Source organism: Burkholderia sp. IMCC1007 (assembly GCF_027257875.1).
Taxonomy (GTDB): domain Bacteria; phylum Pseudomonadota; class Gammaproteobacteria; order Burkholderiales; family Burkholderiaceae; genus Burkholderia.
The window spans coordinates 99,345-113,410 of sequence record NZ_JAPVQY010000012.1; the positions used below are offsets into that span (position 1 = coordinate 99,345).

Annotated in this window: 16 protein-coding genes and 2 tRNA genes; 12 read left to right on the top strand and 6 right to left on the bottom strand. The window is 67.9% G+C overall.

All coding sequences use genetic code 11. The features are described 5' to 3' along the window. Positions 1-71 precede the first annotated feature (71 nt). Genes moeA through O1Q03_RS14170 form a run of 3 tightly spaced genes read left to right on the top strand, consistent with a single transcriptional unit; the run spans position 72 to position 2,162 of the window. Entirely contained in the window at positions 72-1,367 is a 1,296-nt protein-coding gene (moeA, locus tag O1Q03_RS14160; RefSeq protein WP_269504210.1) for a molybdopterin molybdotransferase MoeA, read from the top strand. 37 nt (positions 1,368-1,404) lie between these two features. Next, a complete protein-coding gene (locus tag O1Q03_RS14165) occupies positions 1,405-1,680 on the top strand; it encodes a hypothetical protein (RefSeq protein ID WP_006401288.1) in 276 nt (91 codons plus the stop codon). Next, complete coding sequence (locus O1Q03_RS14170; RefSeq protein WP_175689429.1) at positions 1,677-2,162, top strand: GNAT family N-acetyltransferase; 486 nt, start codon at positions 1,677-1,679, stop codon at positions 2,160-2,162. Before O1Q03_RS14165 ends, O1Q03_RS14170 begins: the two co-directional genes overlap by 4 nt. Before the next feature lie 88 nt (positions 2,163-2,250). Here O1Q03_RS14170 and rmuC read toward each other — a convergent pair whose 3' ends face one another. The 5 genes from rmuC to pncB all read right to left on the bottom strand — a co-directional run bounded on the left by rmuC (position 2,251) and on the right by pncB (position 8,219). Beyond that, complete coding sequence (gene rmuC, locus O1Q03_RS14175) at positions 2,251-3,729, bottom strand: DNA recombination protein RmuC (RefSeq protein WP_269504211.1); 1,479 nt, start codon at positions 3,727-3,729, stop codon at positions 2,251-2,253. After that, positions 3,726-4,715, bottom strand: coding sequence for a 2-hydroxyacid dehydrogenase (locus O1Q03_RS14180; protein WP_269504212.1), 990 nt, complete (start codon positions 4,713-4,715; stop codon positions 3,726-3,728). The genes rmuC and O1Q03_RS14180 overlap by 4 nt, the downstream gene beginning before the upstream one ends. A gap of 81 nt (positions 4,716-4,796) precedes the next feature. Further along, positions 4,797-6,227, bottom strand: a complete 1,431-nt coding sequence (locus O1Q03_RS14185; RefSeq protein ID WP_269504213.1) for a sodium:proton antiporter — start codon at positions 6,225-6,227, stop codon at positions 4,797-4,799. A 43-nt stretch (positions 6,228-6,270) separates the two neighbouring features. Then, a complete protein-coding gene (locus O1Q03_RS14190; RefSeq protein WP_269504214.1) occupies positions 6,271-6,933 on the bottom strand; it encodes a LutC/YkgG family protein in 663 nt (220 codons plus the stop codon). An 86-nt stretch (positions 6,934-7,019) separates the two neighbouring features. After that, on the bottom strand, positions 7,020-8,219 hold the full coding sequence (gene pncB / locus O1Q03_RS14195) for a nicotinate phosphoribosyltransferase (protein WP_269504216.1): 1,200 nt from the start codon (positions 8,217-8,219) through the stop codon (positions 7,020-7,022). Between the two features lie 281 nt (positions 8,220-8,500). Between pncB and fdxA the strand changes: the two genes are divergently transcribed. The 8 genes from fdxA (at position 8,501) to O1Q03_RS14235 (ending at position 12,913) form a co-directional block, all read left to right on the top strand. Next, positions 8,501-8,824, top strand: a complete 324-nt coding sequence (gene fdxA / locus O1Q03_RS14200) for a ferredoxin FdxA (protein ID WP_006753067.1) — start codon at positions 8,501-8,503, stop codon at positions 8,822-8,824. A 103-nt stretch (positions 8,825-8,927) separates the two neighbouring features. Next, positions 8,928-9,003 (top strand) — tRNA-Asn (locus tag O1Q03_RS14205). Positions 9,004-9,083: 80 nt separating this feature from the next. Further along, positions 9,084-9,159 (top strand) — tRNA-Asn (locus O1Q03_RS14210). Between the two features lie 107 nt (positions 9,160-9,266). Beyond that, positions 9,267-9,752 carry a CreA family protein gene (locus O1Q03_RS14215; protein ID WP_269504217.1) on the top strand — a complete coding sequence of 162 codons (486 nt, stop codon included), beginning with the start codon at positions 9,267-9,269 and terminating at the stop codon, positions 9,750-9,752. A 61-nt stretch (positions 9,753-9,813) separates the two neighbouring features. Beyond that, positions 9,814-10,716, top strand: a complete 903-nt coding sequence (locus O1Q03_RS14220; RefSeq protein WP_269504218.1) for an AraC family transcriptional regulator — start codon at positions 9,814-9,816, stop codon at positions 10,714-10,716. Between the two features lie 149 nt (positions 10,717-10,865). After that, positions 10,866-11,633 carry an AzlC family ABC transporter permease gene (locus tag O1Q03_RS14225; RefSeq protein ID WP_269504219.1) on the top strand — a complete coding sequence of 256 codons (768 nt, stop codon included), beginning with the start codon at positions 10,866-10,868 and terminating at the stop codon, positions 11,631-11,633. After that, positions 11,630-11,968 carry an AzlD domain-containing protein gene (locus O1Q03_RS14230; RefSeq protein ID WP_269504221.1) on the top strand — a complete coding sequence of 113 codons (339 nt, stop codon included), beginning with the start codon at positions 11,630-11,632 and terminating at the stop codon, positions 11,966-11,968. Before O1Q03_RS14225 ends, O1Q03_RS14230 begins: the two co-directional genes overlap by 4 nt. A 159-nt stretch (positions 11,969-12,127) precedes the next feature. Then, complete coding sequence (locus O1Q03_RS14235; RefSeq protein WP_269504223.1) at positions 12,128-12,913, top strand: DUF4088 family protein; 786 nt, start codon at positions 12,128-12,130, stop codon at positions 12,911-12,913. Between the two features lie 124 nt (positions 12,914-13,037). Here O1Q03_RS14235 and O1Q03_RS14240 read toward each other — a convergent pair whose 3' ends face one another. Then, complete coding sequence (locus O1Q03_RS14240) at positions 13,038-13,445, bottom strand: hypothetical protein (RefSeq protein WP_269504224.1); 408 nt, start codon at positions 13,443-13,445, stop codon at positions 13,038-13,040. Positions 13,446-13,722: 277 nt separating this feature from the next. On the opposite strand from O1Q03_RS14240, the gene O1Q03_RS14245 reads away from it, so the two are divergent. Then, a complete protein-coding gene (locus O1Q03_RS14245) occupies positions 13,723-13,941 on the top strand; it encodes an RNA-binding S4 domain-containing protein (protein ID WP_006753074.1) in 219 nt (72 codons plus the stop codon). Positions 13,942-14,066 lie beyond the last annotated feature (125 nt).

Here is a 14,066-nt window from a genome sequence, read left to right on the forward strand (position 1 = left end):
CCTGCGCGCTCAGGCGCCGTCTTCGCGCCACCGGCCACGAACCCGATACGCCTTGCGGCGCAGTCCGACCGATGATCAAGCAACCCCCGCCCGTTTCCCGAACCGCACCCGATTCCGATGCCCCGCTATCGCTCGCCGACGCGCAGGCGCTCGCGTGCCGTTTCGCGGAACCGATCGATGCTTGCGACACGGTATCGCTGCGTGATGCGCTCGACCGCGTGCTCGCGGCCGACGTCAACGCGCCGTTCGACATTCCCGCGTACGACAACTCGGCGATGGACGGCTATGCGTTCGACGGCAGCGCAGGCGCGCCCGCATCGCCCGGCGACGTCACGCTGACGATCGCCGGTGCCGCGTTCGCCGGCCATCCGTTCGATGGCGCCGTGCCAGCCGGCACGTGCATCCGTATCATGACTGGCGCGCCGATGCCGGCCGGATGCGACACGGTCATTCCGCAGGAACGCGTTCGGGTCGACGGTGACGTCGTCCGCTTCGCCGCGCACGACGTCGCGCGCGGCGCGAACTGCCGCAAGGCGGGCGAGGACCTCGCGCGCGGCGCGTGCGCGCTCGCCGCCGGCCGCATCCTGCGGCCATCCGATCTCGGCCTGCTCGCATCGTTCGGTCTGACCGAGGTCACGGTGCGCCGCCGCGTGCGCGTCGCCGTGTTCTCGACCGGCGACGAACTGCGCGAACCCGGTGAACCGCTCGGCCGCGGCACGCTGTACGACAGCAATCGCGGGATGCTGGTCGCGATGCTCGAGCGGCTGCACATCGATGCCGTCGATCTCGGGATCGTCCGCGACGATCCGGCCGCGCTCGAACGCACGTTGAGCGACGCGGTTGCCGCACAGGCCGACGCAGTGATCACGTCGGGCGGCGTGTCGGTCGGCGAAGCCGATTTCACGCGCGACGTGATGGCGCGCCTCGGCGACGTCACGTTCGCGAGCCTCGCGCTGCGGCCCGGCCGGCCGCTCGCGTGCGGCACGCTCGCGCGCACGGCCGACGGCGCCGGCCACGTGCTGTTCTTCGGGCTGCCCGGCAATCCGGTCGCATCCGCCGTGACGTTCTACGCCATCGTGCGCCCCGCGCTGCTGACGCTGGCCGGTGCGCACGCCCCGCCGCCGGCGATGTACACGGCACTCAGCACGCATGCGCTGAAAAAACGCCCGGGCCGCACCGAATACCTGCGGGCCATCGCGACGCGCGCCGCCGACGGCCAGTGGCACGTCGCGCCGGCCGGTTCGCAAAGCTCGGCGTCGCTGAGCGGCCTTGCGGCCGCCAACTGTTTCATCGTCCTGGGACACGATACCGCGGCAGTCGACGCGGGCACCCCGGTCGACATCCTGCCGCTCGACGGCCTGATCTGAATTCCAATCGGTATATCTCTACGGGGGCAATCCGCACATGAAAAAACAAATTTCGTCGATCGCCGCGGGGCAGACCGCAAAGGCACTGATCCTCGTCTACCTGACGTTCAGCGTGCCGATCGTGCTGCTCGGCATTCTGGTCGCGTACGTCCGCTACGGGATGGTCGAGCTGAGCACGATCCTGAGCGCGCTGCTGCTGAACGCGATCCTCGGCTTCGTGCTGCTGTGGATCGCATGCCACGCGTACAACTGGGTCGCATCGCGCTTCGGCGGCATCGAGATCGTGCTGTCCGATCCGCCGGAGGAAGCATGAGCGGCACGCCGCTGATCCGGGCGGCCGACGCCCGTGATGTCGGCGCGATCCTCGCGCTGATGCGCGAACTGGCCGACTTCGAGAAACTTGCGCACCTGTTCGTCGCGACCGACGCCGACCTGGCTGACGCGCTGTTCGGCGAACGGCCGGCCGCCGAGGCGCTCGTGGCCGAGCGCGACGGTGCGATCGTCGCGTATGCGCTGTTCTTCCACAATTATTCGACGTTCCTCGGCCGTCGCGGCCTCTATCTCGAGGATCTGTACGTGCAGCCGTCGCAGCGCGGCACCGGTCTCGGCACCGCGATGCTGCGGCACCTCGCGGCGCTGGCCGTCGAGCGTCGCTGCGGGCGTTTCGAATGGTCGGTGCTCGACTGGAACCAGCCGGCGATCGATTTCTACGAGAAGATGGGCGCGACCGTGCTGCCGGAATGGCGCATCGTGCGCGTGACGGGCGACGCGCTGGATACGCTCGCCGGTAGCTGAGCACGGCCCGGCCATGCCGGGCGCCGCTGCAAAAGAAAACGGGCGCCGCGGCGCCCGTTCTCGTTCCTGCCGATTGCGGCCACGCAGGTCATACGTCGTCCGCATCGGCGCCGTCCGCGCCTTCCGCGCCGAGCAACCCGGCCGCCGTGTCGCCCGGCAACGCCTCCACCTGCTTCAGCTTGCGGTTCATCACGCGCGTGCGCTGCTCGGCCGCCTCGATCGAGCGCGTCACCGTCTCGAGCTGCGCCTTCGTGCGCGCGAGCACGTCGCCGAACTTGCCGAACTCGGTCTTCACCGCGCCGAGCACCTGCCACACCTCGCTCGAACGCTGCTCGATCGCGAGCGTGCGGAACCCCATCTGCAGGCTGTTCAGCAGCGCGGTCAGCGTCGTCGGCCCGGCCACCGTCACGCGATAGTCGCGCTGCAGCAGGTCGGTCAGCCCCGGGCGCCGCAGGATCTCCGCATAGAGCCCCTCGGTCGGCAGGAACAGCAGCGCGAAATCGGTCGTATGCGGCGGCGCGACGTACTTCTCGGCGATCGTACGCGCCTCCATCCGCACGCGCGTTTCGAGCGCGCGGGCCGCTTCCTCCACCGCCGCCGAATCGGCACGCTCCTGCGCATCGATCAGCCGCTCATAGTCCTCGCGCGGGAATTTCGCGTCGATCGGCAGCCACACCGGCGCCGCGTCGCGCGTGCCGCCCTCGCGCCCCGGCAGCCGGATCGCGAACTCGACGCGCTCGCTGCTCCTGGGCACCGTCGCGACGTTCTTCGCGTACTGGTCCGGCGTGAGCATCTGTTCGAGCAGCGCCTCGAGCTGCACCTCGCCCCACGTGCCGCGCGTCTTCACGTTGGTCAGCACCTTCTTCAGGTCGCCGACGCCGGCCGCGAGCGTCTGCATCTCGCCGAGCCCGCGGTGCACCTGCTCGAGCCGGTCCGACACCAGCTTGAACGATTCGCCGAGCCGCTGTTCGAGCGTCGCATGCAGCTTCTCGTCGACCGTGCGGCGCATTTCCTCCAGCTTCGCCGCGTTGTTCGTCTCGATTTCCTTCAGCCGCTGCTCGAGCGTCGCGCGCACTTCGCCGATCCGGCGGTCGTTTGCTTCGCTCAACTGCGTGAGCTGCCGGTTCAGCGTGTCGCCGAACAGCCGCAACGCGACCGTCTGCTCTTCCCGTGCCTGCTGCGCCTGGCGCTGCACGCTTTCGCGCATCGCGTCGAACTGCTGCGCGTTGCCGGCGACGAGCTTGCCGAGCTGCTGCGCGAACCCGTCGATCTGGTTGTTCTGCACGGTCGCGATGCTCGTCAGCTGCGTCGCGAGCGCCTGCTGAAGCTGCGAGAAGTTGCCGGCCAGCTCGGTACGCGAGCCGCGTGCGTTCTCGACGATCTCGCCGCGCAACTCGCGTTCGAGCCGCTCGACCGCGCGCGCCTGCGCGTGCGCGGCGTCCTCGATCTGGTCGCCGAGTACGGCTGCATCGTCGTGACTCCCGCCGCCGCGCACGATCACGACGACCGCCACCGCCAGCGCGACAGCCAGCACGACGACTGCCGCCAGCAACAACGTCGTCGTCATGCGCGCGGCTTCCCGATCACGTCCGGGTTGATCGGATTCGGCGGCCGCCCCGCACGCGGTCCTTCGCCCAGCGCGGCAATCAGGTTGTCGGCGGCGAGGTCCGCCATCGCGCGGCGCGTCTTTTCGGTCGCGCTCGCGATGTGCGGCGTCAGCACGACGTTCGGCACCTCGAGCAGCGCCGGATGCACGCTCGGCTCGCCTTCATACACGTCGAGGCCGGCCGCGGCGATCGTCCCGTTGCGCAGCGCAACGGCCAGCGCCGCGTCGTCGACGATGCCGCCGCGCGCGATGTTGGTCAGCGTCGCGGTGGGCTTCATCTTCGCGAGTTCGGCCGCGCCGATCGTGTGATGGTTCTCCTTCGTATACGGCAGCACCAGCACGACGTGATCGGCACGCGACAGCAGCGCGTCCTTCGACACGTATTCGGCATTCAGTTCGGCCTCGATCTCGGGCGCGACCCGCGAGCGGTTGTGATAGATCACCTGCATCCCGAACCCGCGCGCACGGCGCGCGAGCGCCTGACCGATACGCCCCATCCCGATGACGCCCAGCGTCGACCCGTAAATGTCGCTGCCGAGGAAGCCGTCGTACGCCCACTTCTGCCAGTGCCCGGCGCGTAGCCAATGCTCGGATTCCGCGATTCGTCGCGCCGCGGCCATCATCAGCGCCCAGCCGAAATCCGCGGTCGACTCGTTCAGCACGTCGGGCGTGTTGGTACCGAGCACGTTCGCCGCATTGAACGCGGCCATGTCGAAGTTGTTGTAGCCGACCGCCATGTTCGACACGACGCGCAGGCGCGGCGCCGCCGCGAGCGCGGCCGCGCCGACCGGATCGCCGGCCGTGAGCGCGCCGTCCTTGTCCGCGAGACGCGCGGCGAGCGCATCGGGAGCGAGCGCGTCGCCGTTGTTCCAGTCGACTTCGAAATACTGCTTGAGCCGCTCGATCACGTCCGCAAAAATCGGACGTGCGACCAGGATCTTCTGCATCGTCATCTCCACATGCCGCAGCCGGAACGCGGCACACCGTGTGCCGCCGGGACCGCCCGCGCTTGGTTGAAAATCGTCAGCCTACGCCGTGAAAAAGATCCACGACGTCAGCAGGAACACCGGTACCAGTACGATCAGCGACCAGCCGAGATACGCAAAGAAGCTCGGCATCTTCACGCCGCGCGATTCCGCGATCGCCTTCACCATGAAGTTCGGCGCATTGCCGATATAGCTGTTCGCGCCCATGAACACGGCCCCCGCGGAGATCGCGGCGAGCGTCGTCGCGCCGGTCGTCATCAGCGACTGCGCGTCGCCGCCCGCGAGGTTGAAGAACACGAGGTAGGTGGGCGCGTTGTCGAGGAACGACGACAGCAGGCCGGTCGCCCAGAAGTACATCGCATCGATCGGCTTGCCGTCGGGGCCCGTGACGAGATGGACGACGTGCGCGAACGCGCCGTCGGCACCCGCGCGCAGGATCACGATCACGGGCGCGATCGTCACGAAGATTCCCGCGAACAGCTTCGCGACCTCTTCGATCGGCGCCCAGTTGAACGCGTTGCCCTCGCGCGCCGAACGCGGCGTCAGCGCAAGCGACGCGAGCGCCACGACGACGAGCGCGACGTCGCGCACGAGGTTCTGGAGCGCGACGTGCGTGCCCCACACGTCGAACGTGATGCCCGGCTTCCAGATACCGCTCATCAGCACGAGGCCGATCACGGCCGCGAGCAGCACGAAGTTGATCTTGCCGTCGATCGACAGCGCGGCGCCGTCGGGCGTCGGATCGAGCGCGAGCGGCCGTGCGTCGCCGCCCTTGCGGTAGAAGTATGTGTCGAGCACGAAGAACAGCGTCAGCAGCACCGCACAAATGAATAGCATCGGCAGCGCAAGATGCGTAGTCGTCCAGAAGAAGCTCACGCCGTTCAGGAAACCGAGGAACAGCGGCGGATCGCCGAGCGGCGACAGCGAGCCGCCCGCGTTCGCGACGAGGAAGATGAAGAAGATCACGACATGCACGACGTGCTTGCGGTTGTCGTTCGCGCGCAGCAGCGGCCGGATCAGCAGCATCGCGGCACCCGTCGTGCCCATAACGCTCGCGAGCAGCGTGCCGAGCGCGAGGATCGCGGTGTTCAGCTTCGGCGTGCCGTGCAGGTTGCCGTTCACGCAGATGCCGCCGGCCACCGTGTAAAGCGCGGTCAGCAGCACGATGAACGGGATGTACTCCTCGAGCAGCGCATGCACCAATGTACCGAACGCGGTGCCCGCGCCGAACGCGAGCGCGAACGGCGCCAGGAACGCGACGGCCCACGCGGCGGCGATCTTGCCGAAGTGGTGATGCCAGAACACCGGCGCGACGAGCGGGAACACCGCGATGGACAGCAGGATCCCGGCGAACGGGATACCCCAGAGCGCGGACAGCGTGGCACCGTCGAGCGTGGCGGCCGATGCGAGCGCCGGAACGGCGCCAAGCGCGGTTCCCGACGCCATGCCCGCCCAGGCGGCATGTCGTTTCATGCAGAACTTCCTTGTACGAATGGCGGTGGGTGCAGCGGATACGTCAGGCGCCCCGCACGACGATCGCGTGAACGCGGTACGGGCCGTGTGCGCCCAGCACGATGGTCTGCTCGATGTCGCCGGTGCGCGACGGGCCCGATACGAAATTGACCGCGCGCGGCAATTCGCCCCGCTCCGCGCGAATCAGCGCGAATGCGTCTTCATGGCCGGCGACGATCCGCGACGCCGGCACGATCGCGATGTGGGTTTCCGGCAGAAGGCCGGCCGACGCATAGGTGTCGGGGCCGGACAGCAGCACCAGCGAGCCCGTTTCGGCGGTCGCGCAGAAACAGCCCGTCAGGCCGACGAGATCGCCGTCGCGCGGCTTGCGGCATTCGACCGACAGGCCGGCGCCTGCCCAGTCGAGATCGGACAGCGTACGCCATGCGATGGCCTGCATCGGCAGGCCGTGAGCGGAAAGATAGCGGGCAGCGGCAGCCGGCGCGTCGGCGAGCGTCGCGACTTCGTCGACCGTCGTCGACAGGCGCGCCGCCTCATCGACGAACGCGGCGACGAGGTCGGCCGGCATCGGCGGACGCGGCCCCTCGGGATGACGGGCGAGATAGTCGGCGACGCCTTCGCGCTCCGTCGCATCGGGTTCGCCCGTGCGCCCCTGAGCCGCGCGAATGCGCGCGAGGATCTGGCGACGGGCAGCGGAAGTGTCCATGAACGGTCCTCGTGACGTTGGCGTGCGATACCGTCGGATTATACCGGCGGCCCTCGCCGCGACGCACCTGGCCGTTCGGCCGGCGCCTACTTCGACGCGTCGTCGTCGGCCGGCTGCGCGATGCCGAACACCTGGCGCAGGTACGCGAGATACGCCTTGTCGTCGCACATGCTCTTGCCCGGTGAATCCGACAGCTTGGCGACCGGTTGCCCGTTGCAGCGAACCATCTTGATCACGATCTGCAGCGGCACGTAGCCGAGATCGTTCGTGAGATTGGTGCCGACGCCGAACGCCAGCTTGCAGCGGCCGCGGAACCGTTCGTACAGCTGCATGACCTTCGGGATGTCGAGCGCGTCCGAGAACACGAGCACCTTGGTGCGCGGGTCGCAGCGGTTCGTTTCGTAGTGATGCAGCATGCGCTCGCCCCAGTCGAACGGATCGCCCGAGTCGTGACGCGCACCGTCGAACAGCTTGCAGAAGTACATGTCGAAGTCGTTCAGGAACGCGTCCATCCCGTAGACGTCCGACAGTGCGATCCCGAGGTCGCCGCGATATTCCTTCGCCCACATCTCGAAACCGTAGGTCTGCGAATCGCGCAGCCGCGGGCCGAGCGCCTGGCATGCCTGCAGGTATTCGTGCGCCATCGTGCCGAGCGGCGTCAGGTCGTGCTTCATCGCGTAGAACACGTTGCTCGTGCCCGCGAATTGCGGCCCGAGCCCGTCGCGCAGCGTGAGCGCGACCTCCTCGTGCCACACCTTCGAGAAGCGCCGGCGCGTGCCGTAGTCGGCGATCTTGCAGTCGGCGAACTCGGGCTGCGCGCCGAGCAGCTTGACCTTCTCGCGCAGCCGCTCGCGGCCTTCGCGATAGTCGGGCTCGCGCTGCGTGTTGCGGAAATAGACTTCGTTGACGATCGCCAGCACCGGGATCTCGAACAGGATCGTATGCAGCCACGGCCCCTCGATCACGATGTCGATCTCGCCGTTGCCCTTCGGCGACGGCGTGATCGAGATGTACTTTTCGTTCAGGTGGAACAGCGCGAGGAAGTCGACGAAGTCGCTCTTGATGAAGCGCATGCGCCGCAGGTAGTCGAGCTCGTCGTCGGTGAAGCGTAGCGAACAGAGGCCGCGCACCTCGTCGCGGATCTCGTCGATATACGGCACGAGATCGACGCCGGGCGTGCGGCACCGAAACCGGTATTCGACGTTTGCGGCAGGAAAGTGATGCAGAACGACCTGCATCATCGTGAACTTGTAGAGATCCGTGTCGAGCAGCGAAGTGATGATCATGATTGCGGTACGCCGATATCGTGACCGGGCCCCGGCGCACCGCGCGCCGCCCGATCTGTCGGCCATGTTACCCGAATGCGTGCCCGACCATCGTGAAACCCCTGCCCGCCCGGCCGCGTCGGGCCGGCGTTGCGCCGCCGCGCGCGGCCGACGCCATAAACTAATCACGAAACGATATAAGCCGGAAAGCCGACCACGTCATGCGGGTTTTGCGCTTCAGTTACAATGCCGCTTTTGGCGCACACGCCACCCCATATATACCGCCAAGCAGGAGCGTTTTAATGACTCACGTTGTGACCGAAGGCTGCATCAAGTGCAAATACACGGATTGCGTGGATGTGTGCCCGGTGGATTGCTTCCGTGAAGGTCCCAACTTTCTCGCCATCGATCCGGACGAGTGCATCGACTGCGCCGTGTGCGTCGCCGAGTGCCCGACCAATGCGATCTATGCCGAAGAAGACGTTCCGGGCGACCAGCAGCAGTTCACCGAGCTGAACGCCGAGCTGGCGAAGAACTGGCCGTCGATCACGAAGACCAAGCCGGCACCGGCCGACGCGGACGAGTGGAAGGACGTGCAAGAGAAGCTGCACCTGCTCGAGCGCTGATCGCGCGGCGGCGCCGAAAAAAATTTTGTGCGTCGCGGCCCAAAAGTGTTGACAGGTTAGCGAACACTCCATACAATCTCGTTTCTCTGCTGTTGTTGTTTGTTCCCCGATAGCTCAGTCGGTAGAGCGCCGGACTGTTAATCCGTAGGTCCCTGGTTCGAGCCCAGGTCGGGGAGCCAAAAACATCAGGCCCGTTGAAAGTGGACGGGTTTTTGTTGGCAACCCTGTTGGAACCCAACACGCAGATGTACCGATTTATTCCCCGATAGCTCAGTCGGTAGAGCGCCGGACTGTTAATCCGTAGGTCCCTGGTTCGAGCCCAGGTCGGGGAGCCAGACAATGAAAGGCCCGTCATTCGACGGGCCTTTTGTCTTTTCGGCACCCGACGGCCGCCGCCCCGCATGCTAGAGTCTTTGTCTCGCACTCGCATCCGGTTCCGTCGATGAAACCCCGCCTCCTTTCCGCCACGCCGTTCGCCCTTCTCTTTTGCGCCCTTGCCGTCGCCCCGCTCGCGCACGCGGAGGAAGTCGGCAGCGTCAACACCCATTTCCGCGTGACGGGCTCCGATCGGGTGGTCGTCGAAGCGTACGACGACCCGCTCGTGAGCGGCGTGACCTGCTACGTCTCACGTGCACGCACCGGCGGGATCAAGGGCACGCTCGGCGTCGCGGAAGATCCGAGCGAAGCGTCGATCGCATGCCGGCAGGTCGGCCCGCTCAGCTTCAAGGAGCCGCTCAAGCAGCAGACCGACGTGTTCAGCGAGCGCATGTCGTTCATCTTCAAGACGCTGCACGTCGTGCGCGTGGTCGACAAGAAGCGCAACACGCTCGTCTACCTGACCTACAGCGACCGCATCGTCAGCGGCAGCCCGAAGAACGCCGTCACCGCGGTGCCGATGCCGGCCGGCACGACGATTCCGGTCAAGTAAGCCCGCGCCTGCCGGGCGCGCGAGCGATACACTGTCGATTCGACTCTCCCCGCGCCCGACCATGTCCGCCACCCGCCTTCCGGATTCCGCACGCTACTGGCGCACGCCGTTGCTGCCGAACGCGGATCTGCTCACGGCCACGTATCGCAACCATACGTTCGCGCCGCACTGGCACGACGCGTACACGATTCCGGTGATCCTCGAGGGCGCCGAGCGTTACACCTATCGCGGCAGCGGCCATGTCGCCGAAACGGGCACCGTGCCGGTGATCAATCCCGGCGAAGTGCACACGGGCTCGCGCGCGACCGACGAGGGCTGGTGCTATCGCGTCAGCTACGTGCCGGTCGACTATCTCCGCGCACTCGCGAACGCGATCGCGGGCCGCCCGCAAGATGCGCCGTGGTTCCCGTCCGGCGTGATCCGCGACCCCGATCTCGCCGCGCGCCTCGCGCACGCGCACCGGATGATGGAAGCCGGCAGCGAACCCATGCGGCCAACCAGCGCACACGGGGCGGCGCACGCCGGCGCTCCCGCTCCCGGGACGCCGCGCGTGTACGACCCGCTCGCCGCCGAAACCGCGATGCTCGACGCGCTGTCGACGCTGATCGCGCGCCATGCCGACGCGCGGCTGCAACCGGCGGCGCTCGCGGCAGACGAGCCGCGCGTCGACGCGATGCGCGAACGGCTCGCTGCCGATCTCACGTGCACGGTGACGCTCGACGAGGTCGCGCGGGCAGTCGGCCTGTCGTCGTTCCACGCGGCGCGACTGTTCACCCGTACGACCGGGATGCCGCCGCATGCGTGGCGCAACCAGTTGCGGCTGCAGCGCGCGCTTGCGCCGTTGCGCGCAGGCGCGCCCGTCGCCGATGTCGCGGCCGCAAGCGGCTTCGTCGACCAGAGCCACTTCACGCGCCACTTCAAACGGATGTTCGGCGTGCCGCCCGGGCGCTGGCAGGCGCGCTGACGCGCCGATTTCGCGCATTCGCCGGTACGGGGAACCGTGCCCGCGCGGCATCGGCATCGGCATCGGCATCGGCATCGGCATCGGCGTCGGCATCGCCCGGAGCAAGAACATACAAGCCATCACGGAGCCACCCCGCTATCCTCCGACTCATGGAGAAGCGTCCCTTGAACCCCGTACCCCCGCCCCCACCCCGCCGTCCGCTGAACGAATGGCTCGACGGCGCCCGCGACACGATCCCGATGATGATCGGCGCGGCGCCGTTCGGCGTGATCTTCGGCACGCTCGTCGGCGGCGGTCCGCTCGCCGCCTGGCACGGCGCACTGATGTCGCTCGCCGTGTTCGCCGGCTCCGCGCAATTCATCGCGCTCGGCCTGATCGCCGGCAGCGCGAGCTTCGTCGTCGTGCTCGCGACGACGCTGATCGTGAACCTGCGCCACCTGCTGTACAGCGCGACGCTCGCGCCGTACGTCGCGCACCTGCCGCTGCGCTGGCGCGCGGCACTCGGCGCGCTGATGACCGACGAAGTGTTCGCGGTCGCCTATGCGCACTACCGGCACTTCCCGCCCGGCGCGATCGGCCCGTACTACTTCTTCGGCTCGGGCCTCGCGATGTACCTGAACTGGCAGGTCTGGACGCTCGCGGGCATCGGCTTCGGCGCCGCGTTCCCGGGCCTCCAGTCGCTCGGCCTCGATTTCGCGATGGCGGCGACCTTCATCGCGATCGTCGTCCCGCAACTCGGCACGCTGCGCTATTTCGCGGCCGCCGCGACGGCCGGCACGCTCGCGTACTTCTGGCAGGGATGGCCGTACAAGCTCGGGCTGCTCGGCGCCGTGGCCGCCGGTGTCGCGGTCGGCGTCGCGCTCACGCTGCTGCACGCGCGCGCGCGCACCGGTTCTCGCACGGAGGTCGCATCGTGAGCTACGCGTTGCTGATCCTCGGGATGGCCGTCATCACCTATGCGATCCGGACGACGCTGTTCCTGTTCGGCGAGCGGCTGACTTTTCCGCCGCTCGTGCGGACCGCGCTCGGCTTCGTGCCCGTCACCGTGCTGACCGCGATCATCGTGCCGATGGTCGTCTCGCCGCACGGCGGCACGGCCGAACTGTCCTGGCGCAATGCGCAGCTCGTCGGCGCGCTCGCCGCCGTGTTCGTATCGGCAACGACGCGCCGGCCGCTGTTGACGATCGCGGTCGGGCTCGCGGTGTTCTTCGTCTGGCAAGGAATCGTGATGCCGCACTGGCTGCCGGCGTAAGCGCGCTTCGCCGGTCGCGCTCAAGTTTGCGTGCGGCGCGCCGATATAGCGAATGAAGACCCGCCATCGGCCTCGGCGCGAACCGGTCCGTCGACGCTGCGCCCCGCCCGGTGCGTGATGCCGGCGAGCGGCCCGCGCGGGCCGCCACCGAGACGATTCATGGGCCAGATCACCCTTTCCATCAAGGACGACACCCTTGCGTCCCTGCGCAAGGACTACGATGCGTTCGTGCGCGTATCGCTGAAGCTCGACCCCCAGTTCGCGACGCCGTCGTTCGAGGATTTCCTGCGCGCCAAGCTGCTCGACAACATGGTGCCGCTGACCGAGCACGCGGTGCAGCGGATGCTCGAGGGCGGCCAGTACGCGTGGGCCAAGCGCACGCTCGACAAGGAATTCCCTGACGTCGTCGCGATCCTGATGCGGCAGGCCGGCGAATTCGGCTTCGGCTTCGCGTCGCGCTCGGAGTGGACGCCCGACGAGCTCGCGAAGGCATGCCGCGACTGGGCCAAGGCGATCGTCGCCGAAGCGCAGAGCGACGTATCGCTCGTCGATCCGCTCGCCGCGCAGATCAAGAGCGCGGTGCACGATATCCAGACCCTCGAGGAGATGATGCAGACGCCCGCGTGGCGACTCGCGGAGTCGCTGCGGCAGCGCATCTACGAGGCGAAGCTCGCGTGCGAGATGAGCGTCGGCAGCGCGGCGCGCGACAAGCTCGGCGAACTGCGCGGGCTCTTGCGGCTCGGTCTGTCGCACGGCTCGTTCCAGAAACAGGAAGCGCAGCAGATCATGGAATATATGCGGCTCCTGAAACCCGAGATCTTCGTCGACGAACCGTACGACGTATTCGCGCGGCTCGCCGCATGGCTGCGCAGCGTGTTTACGCCGGCCGCCGCCGCGCGCCATGCGCCGGGACCGGGGCCGGGGCCGGACCAGCGCCGGCCATGACGGCCGGCGCCCGCGGCCGCGCATGAAAAACGGCCCGGGCCGCGCAATGCGAACCGGGCCGCCGGATCACCGCCGTCGCGACGCGCCGTCCGCGGCGAACGTCGCGCGACGGTCGGGCACCGCTTTACTGCGTCGCGCCCGATGCGGACGCACCGCCCTGCACGCCGGTCGACGCACCGGCGTCGACCGCTTCGTCACCGGCCTTCGACTTCGAGCCTGTACGGTGCTTGGTCGAGTTCGCCGCGTGCTTGCGGTGCTTCTTCGCCGAGTGGACGGACGACGCTGCCATATCGTTCGCGCCCCCCGCCGTCGCGCCGACCGCATCGCTCGCGCCGCCGACCGCGTTGCCCGACGCGTTCGCGCCGGCGCCGCCCTGCATGCCCGCACCAGCGCCTGCGCCGGCCGCCGGCGTCTGCGTCTGCACGCCGGCGCCCGCGGAGCCCTGCGTCGCGGCGCCCGTCTGCGCGAAGGCGGCCGATGTGGCGAACGCCGTCAGAGCGGCACCGAGCAGCATCGTACGAATCTTGGACATGACTATCCTCCTCAAGAAGTTGTGGGCGCGGAGCGCATCGATACGCTCCGTCGCGTCCCCCGCCGCAACACGCAGCAGGTACGTCGACAGACCCGCGGCCCGCGGCGTCGGTTCTTGAATCTCTCAGACTGTTACCCACCGTTTCATTTGCTGACGACTCGCTCACAGTCCTTAACAACCGCCGCGCGAGCCTGCTCACGCTGCCGCGCTCGCGTGCCGGCCCGCGGTGCCGTATGATGCGGGGCGATTCCTCCCGCGCGTCGCGCGCTCCCTCGTCATGCCCAATCTGGACTTCACGCTGACCGGCGAATACGTCGAGCTGCACAACCTTCTCAAGATCACCGGCCTCGCGGACAGCGGCGGTACGGCGAAGATGTTCGTCGCGTCCGGTGCGGTCAAGGTCGACGGCGTGGTCGAACTGCGCAAGACTTGCAAAATCCGTGCGGGTCAGGTCGTGCTGTTCGGCGATACGCGGATCGCCGTACACGACGCGTAGCCGGCGCAAGTAGCGTTCCCCTGACCGCGACATGGCCATCGGCGCGCGCGTTCGACACCGTTCGAATAAAGCCGTAAGCTAGCCGTCTCTCAAAATAAATACAGACAGCGCGGGCCCGCACCCGC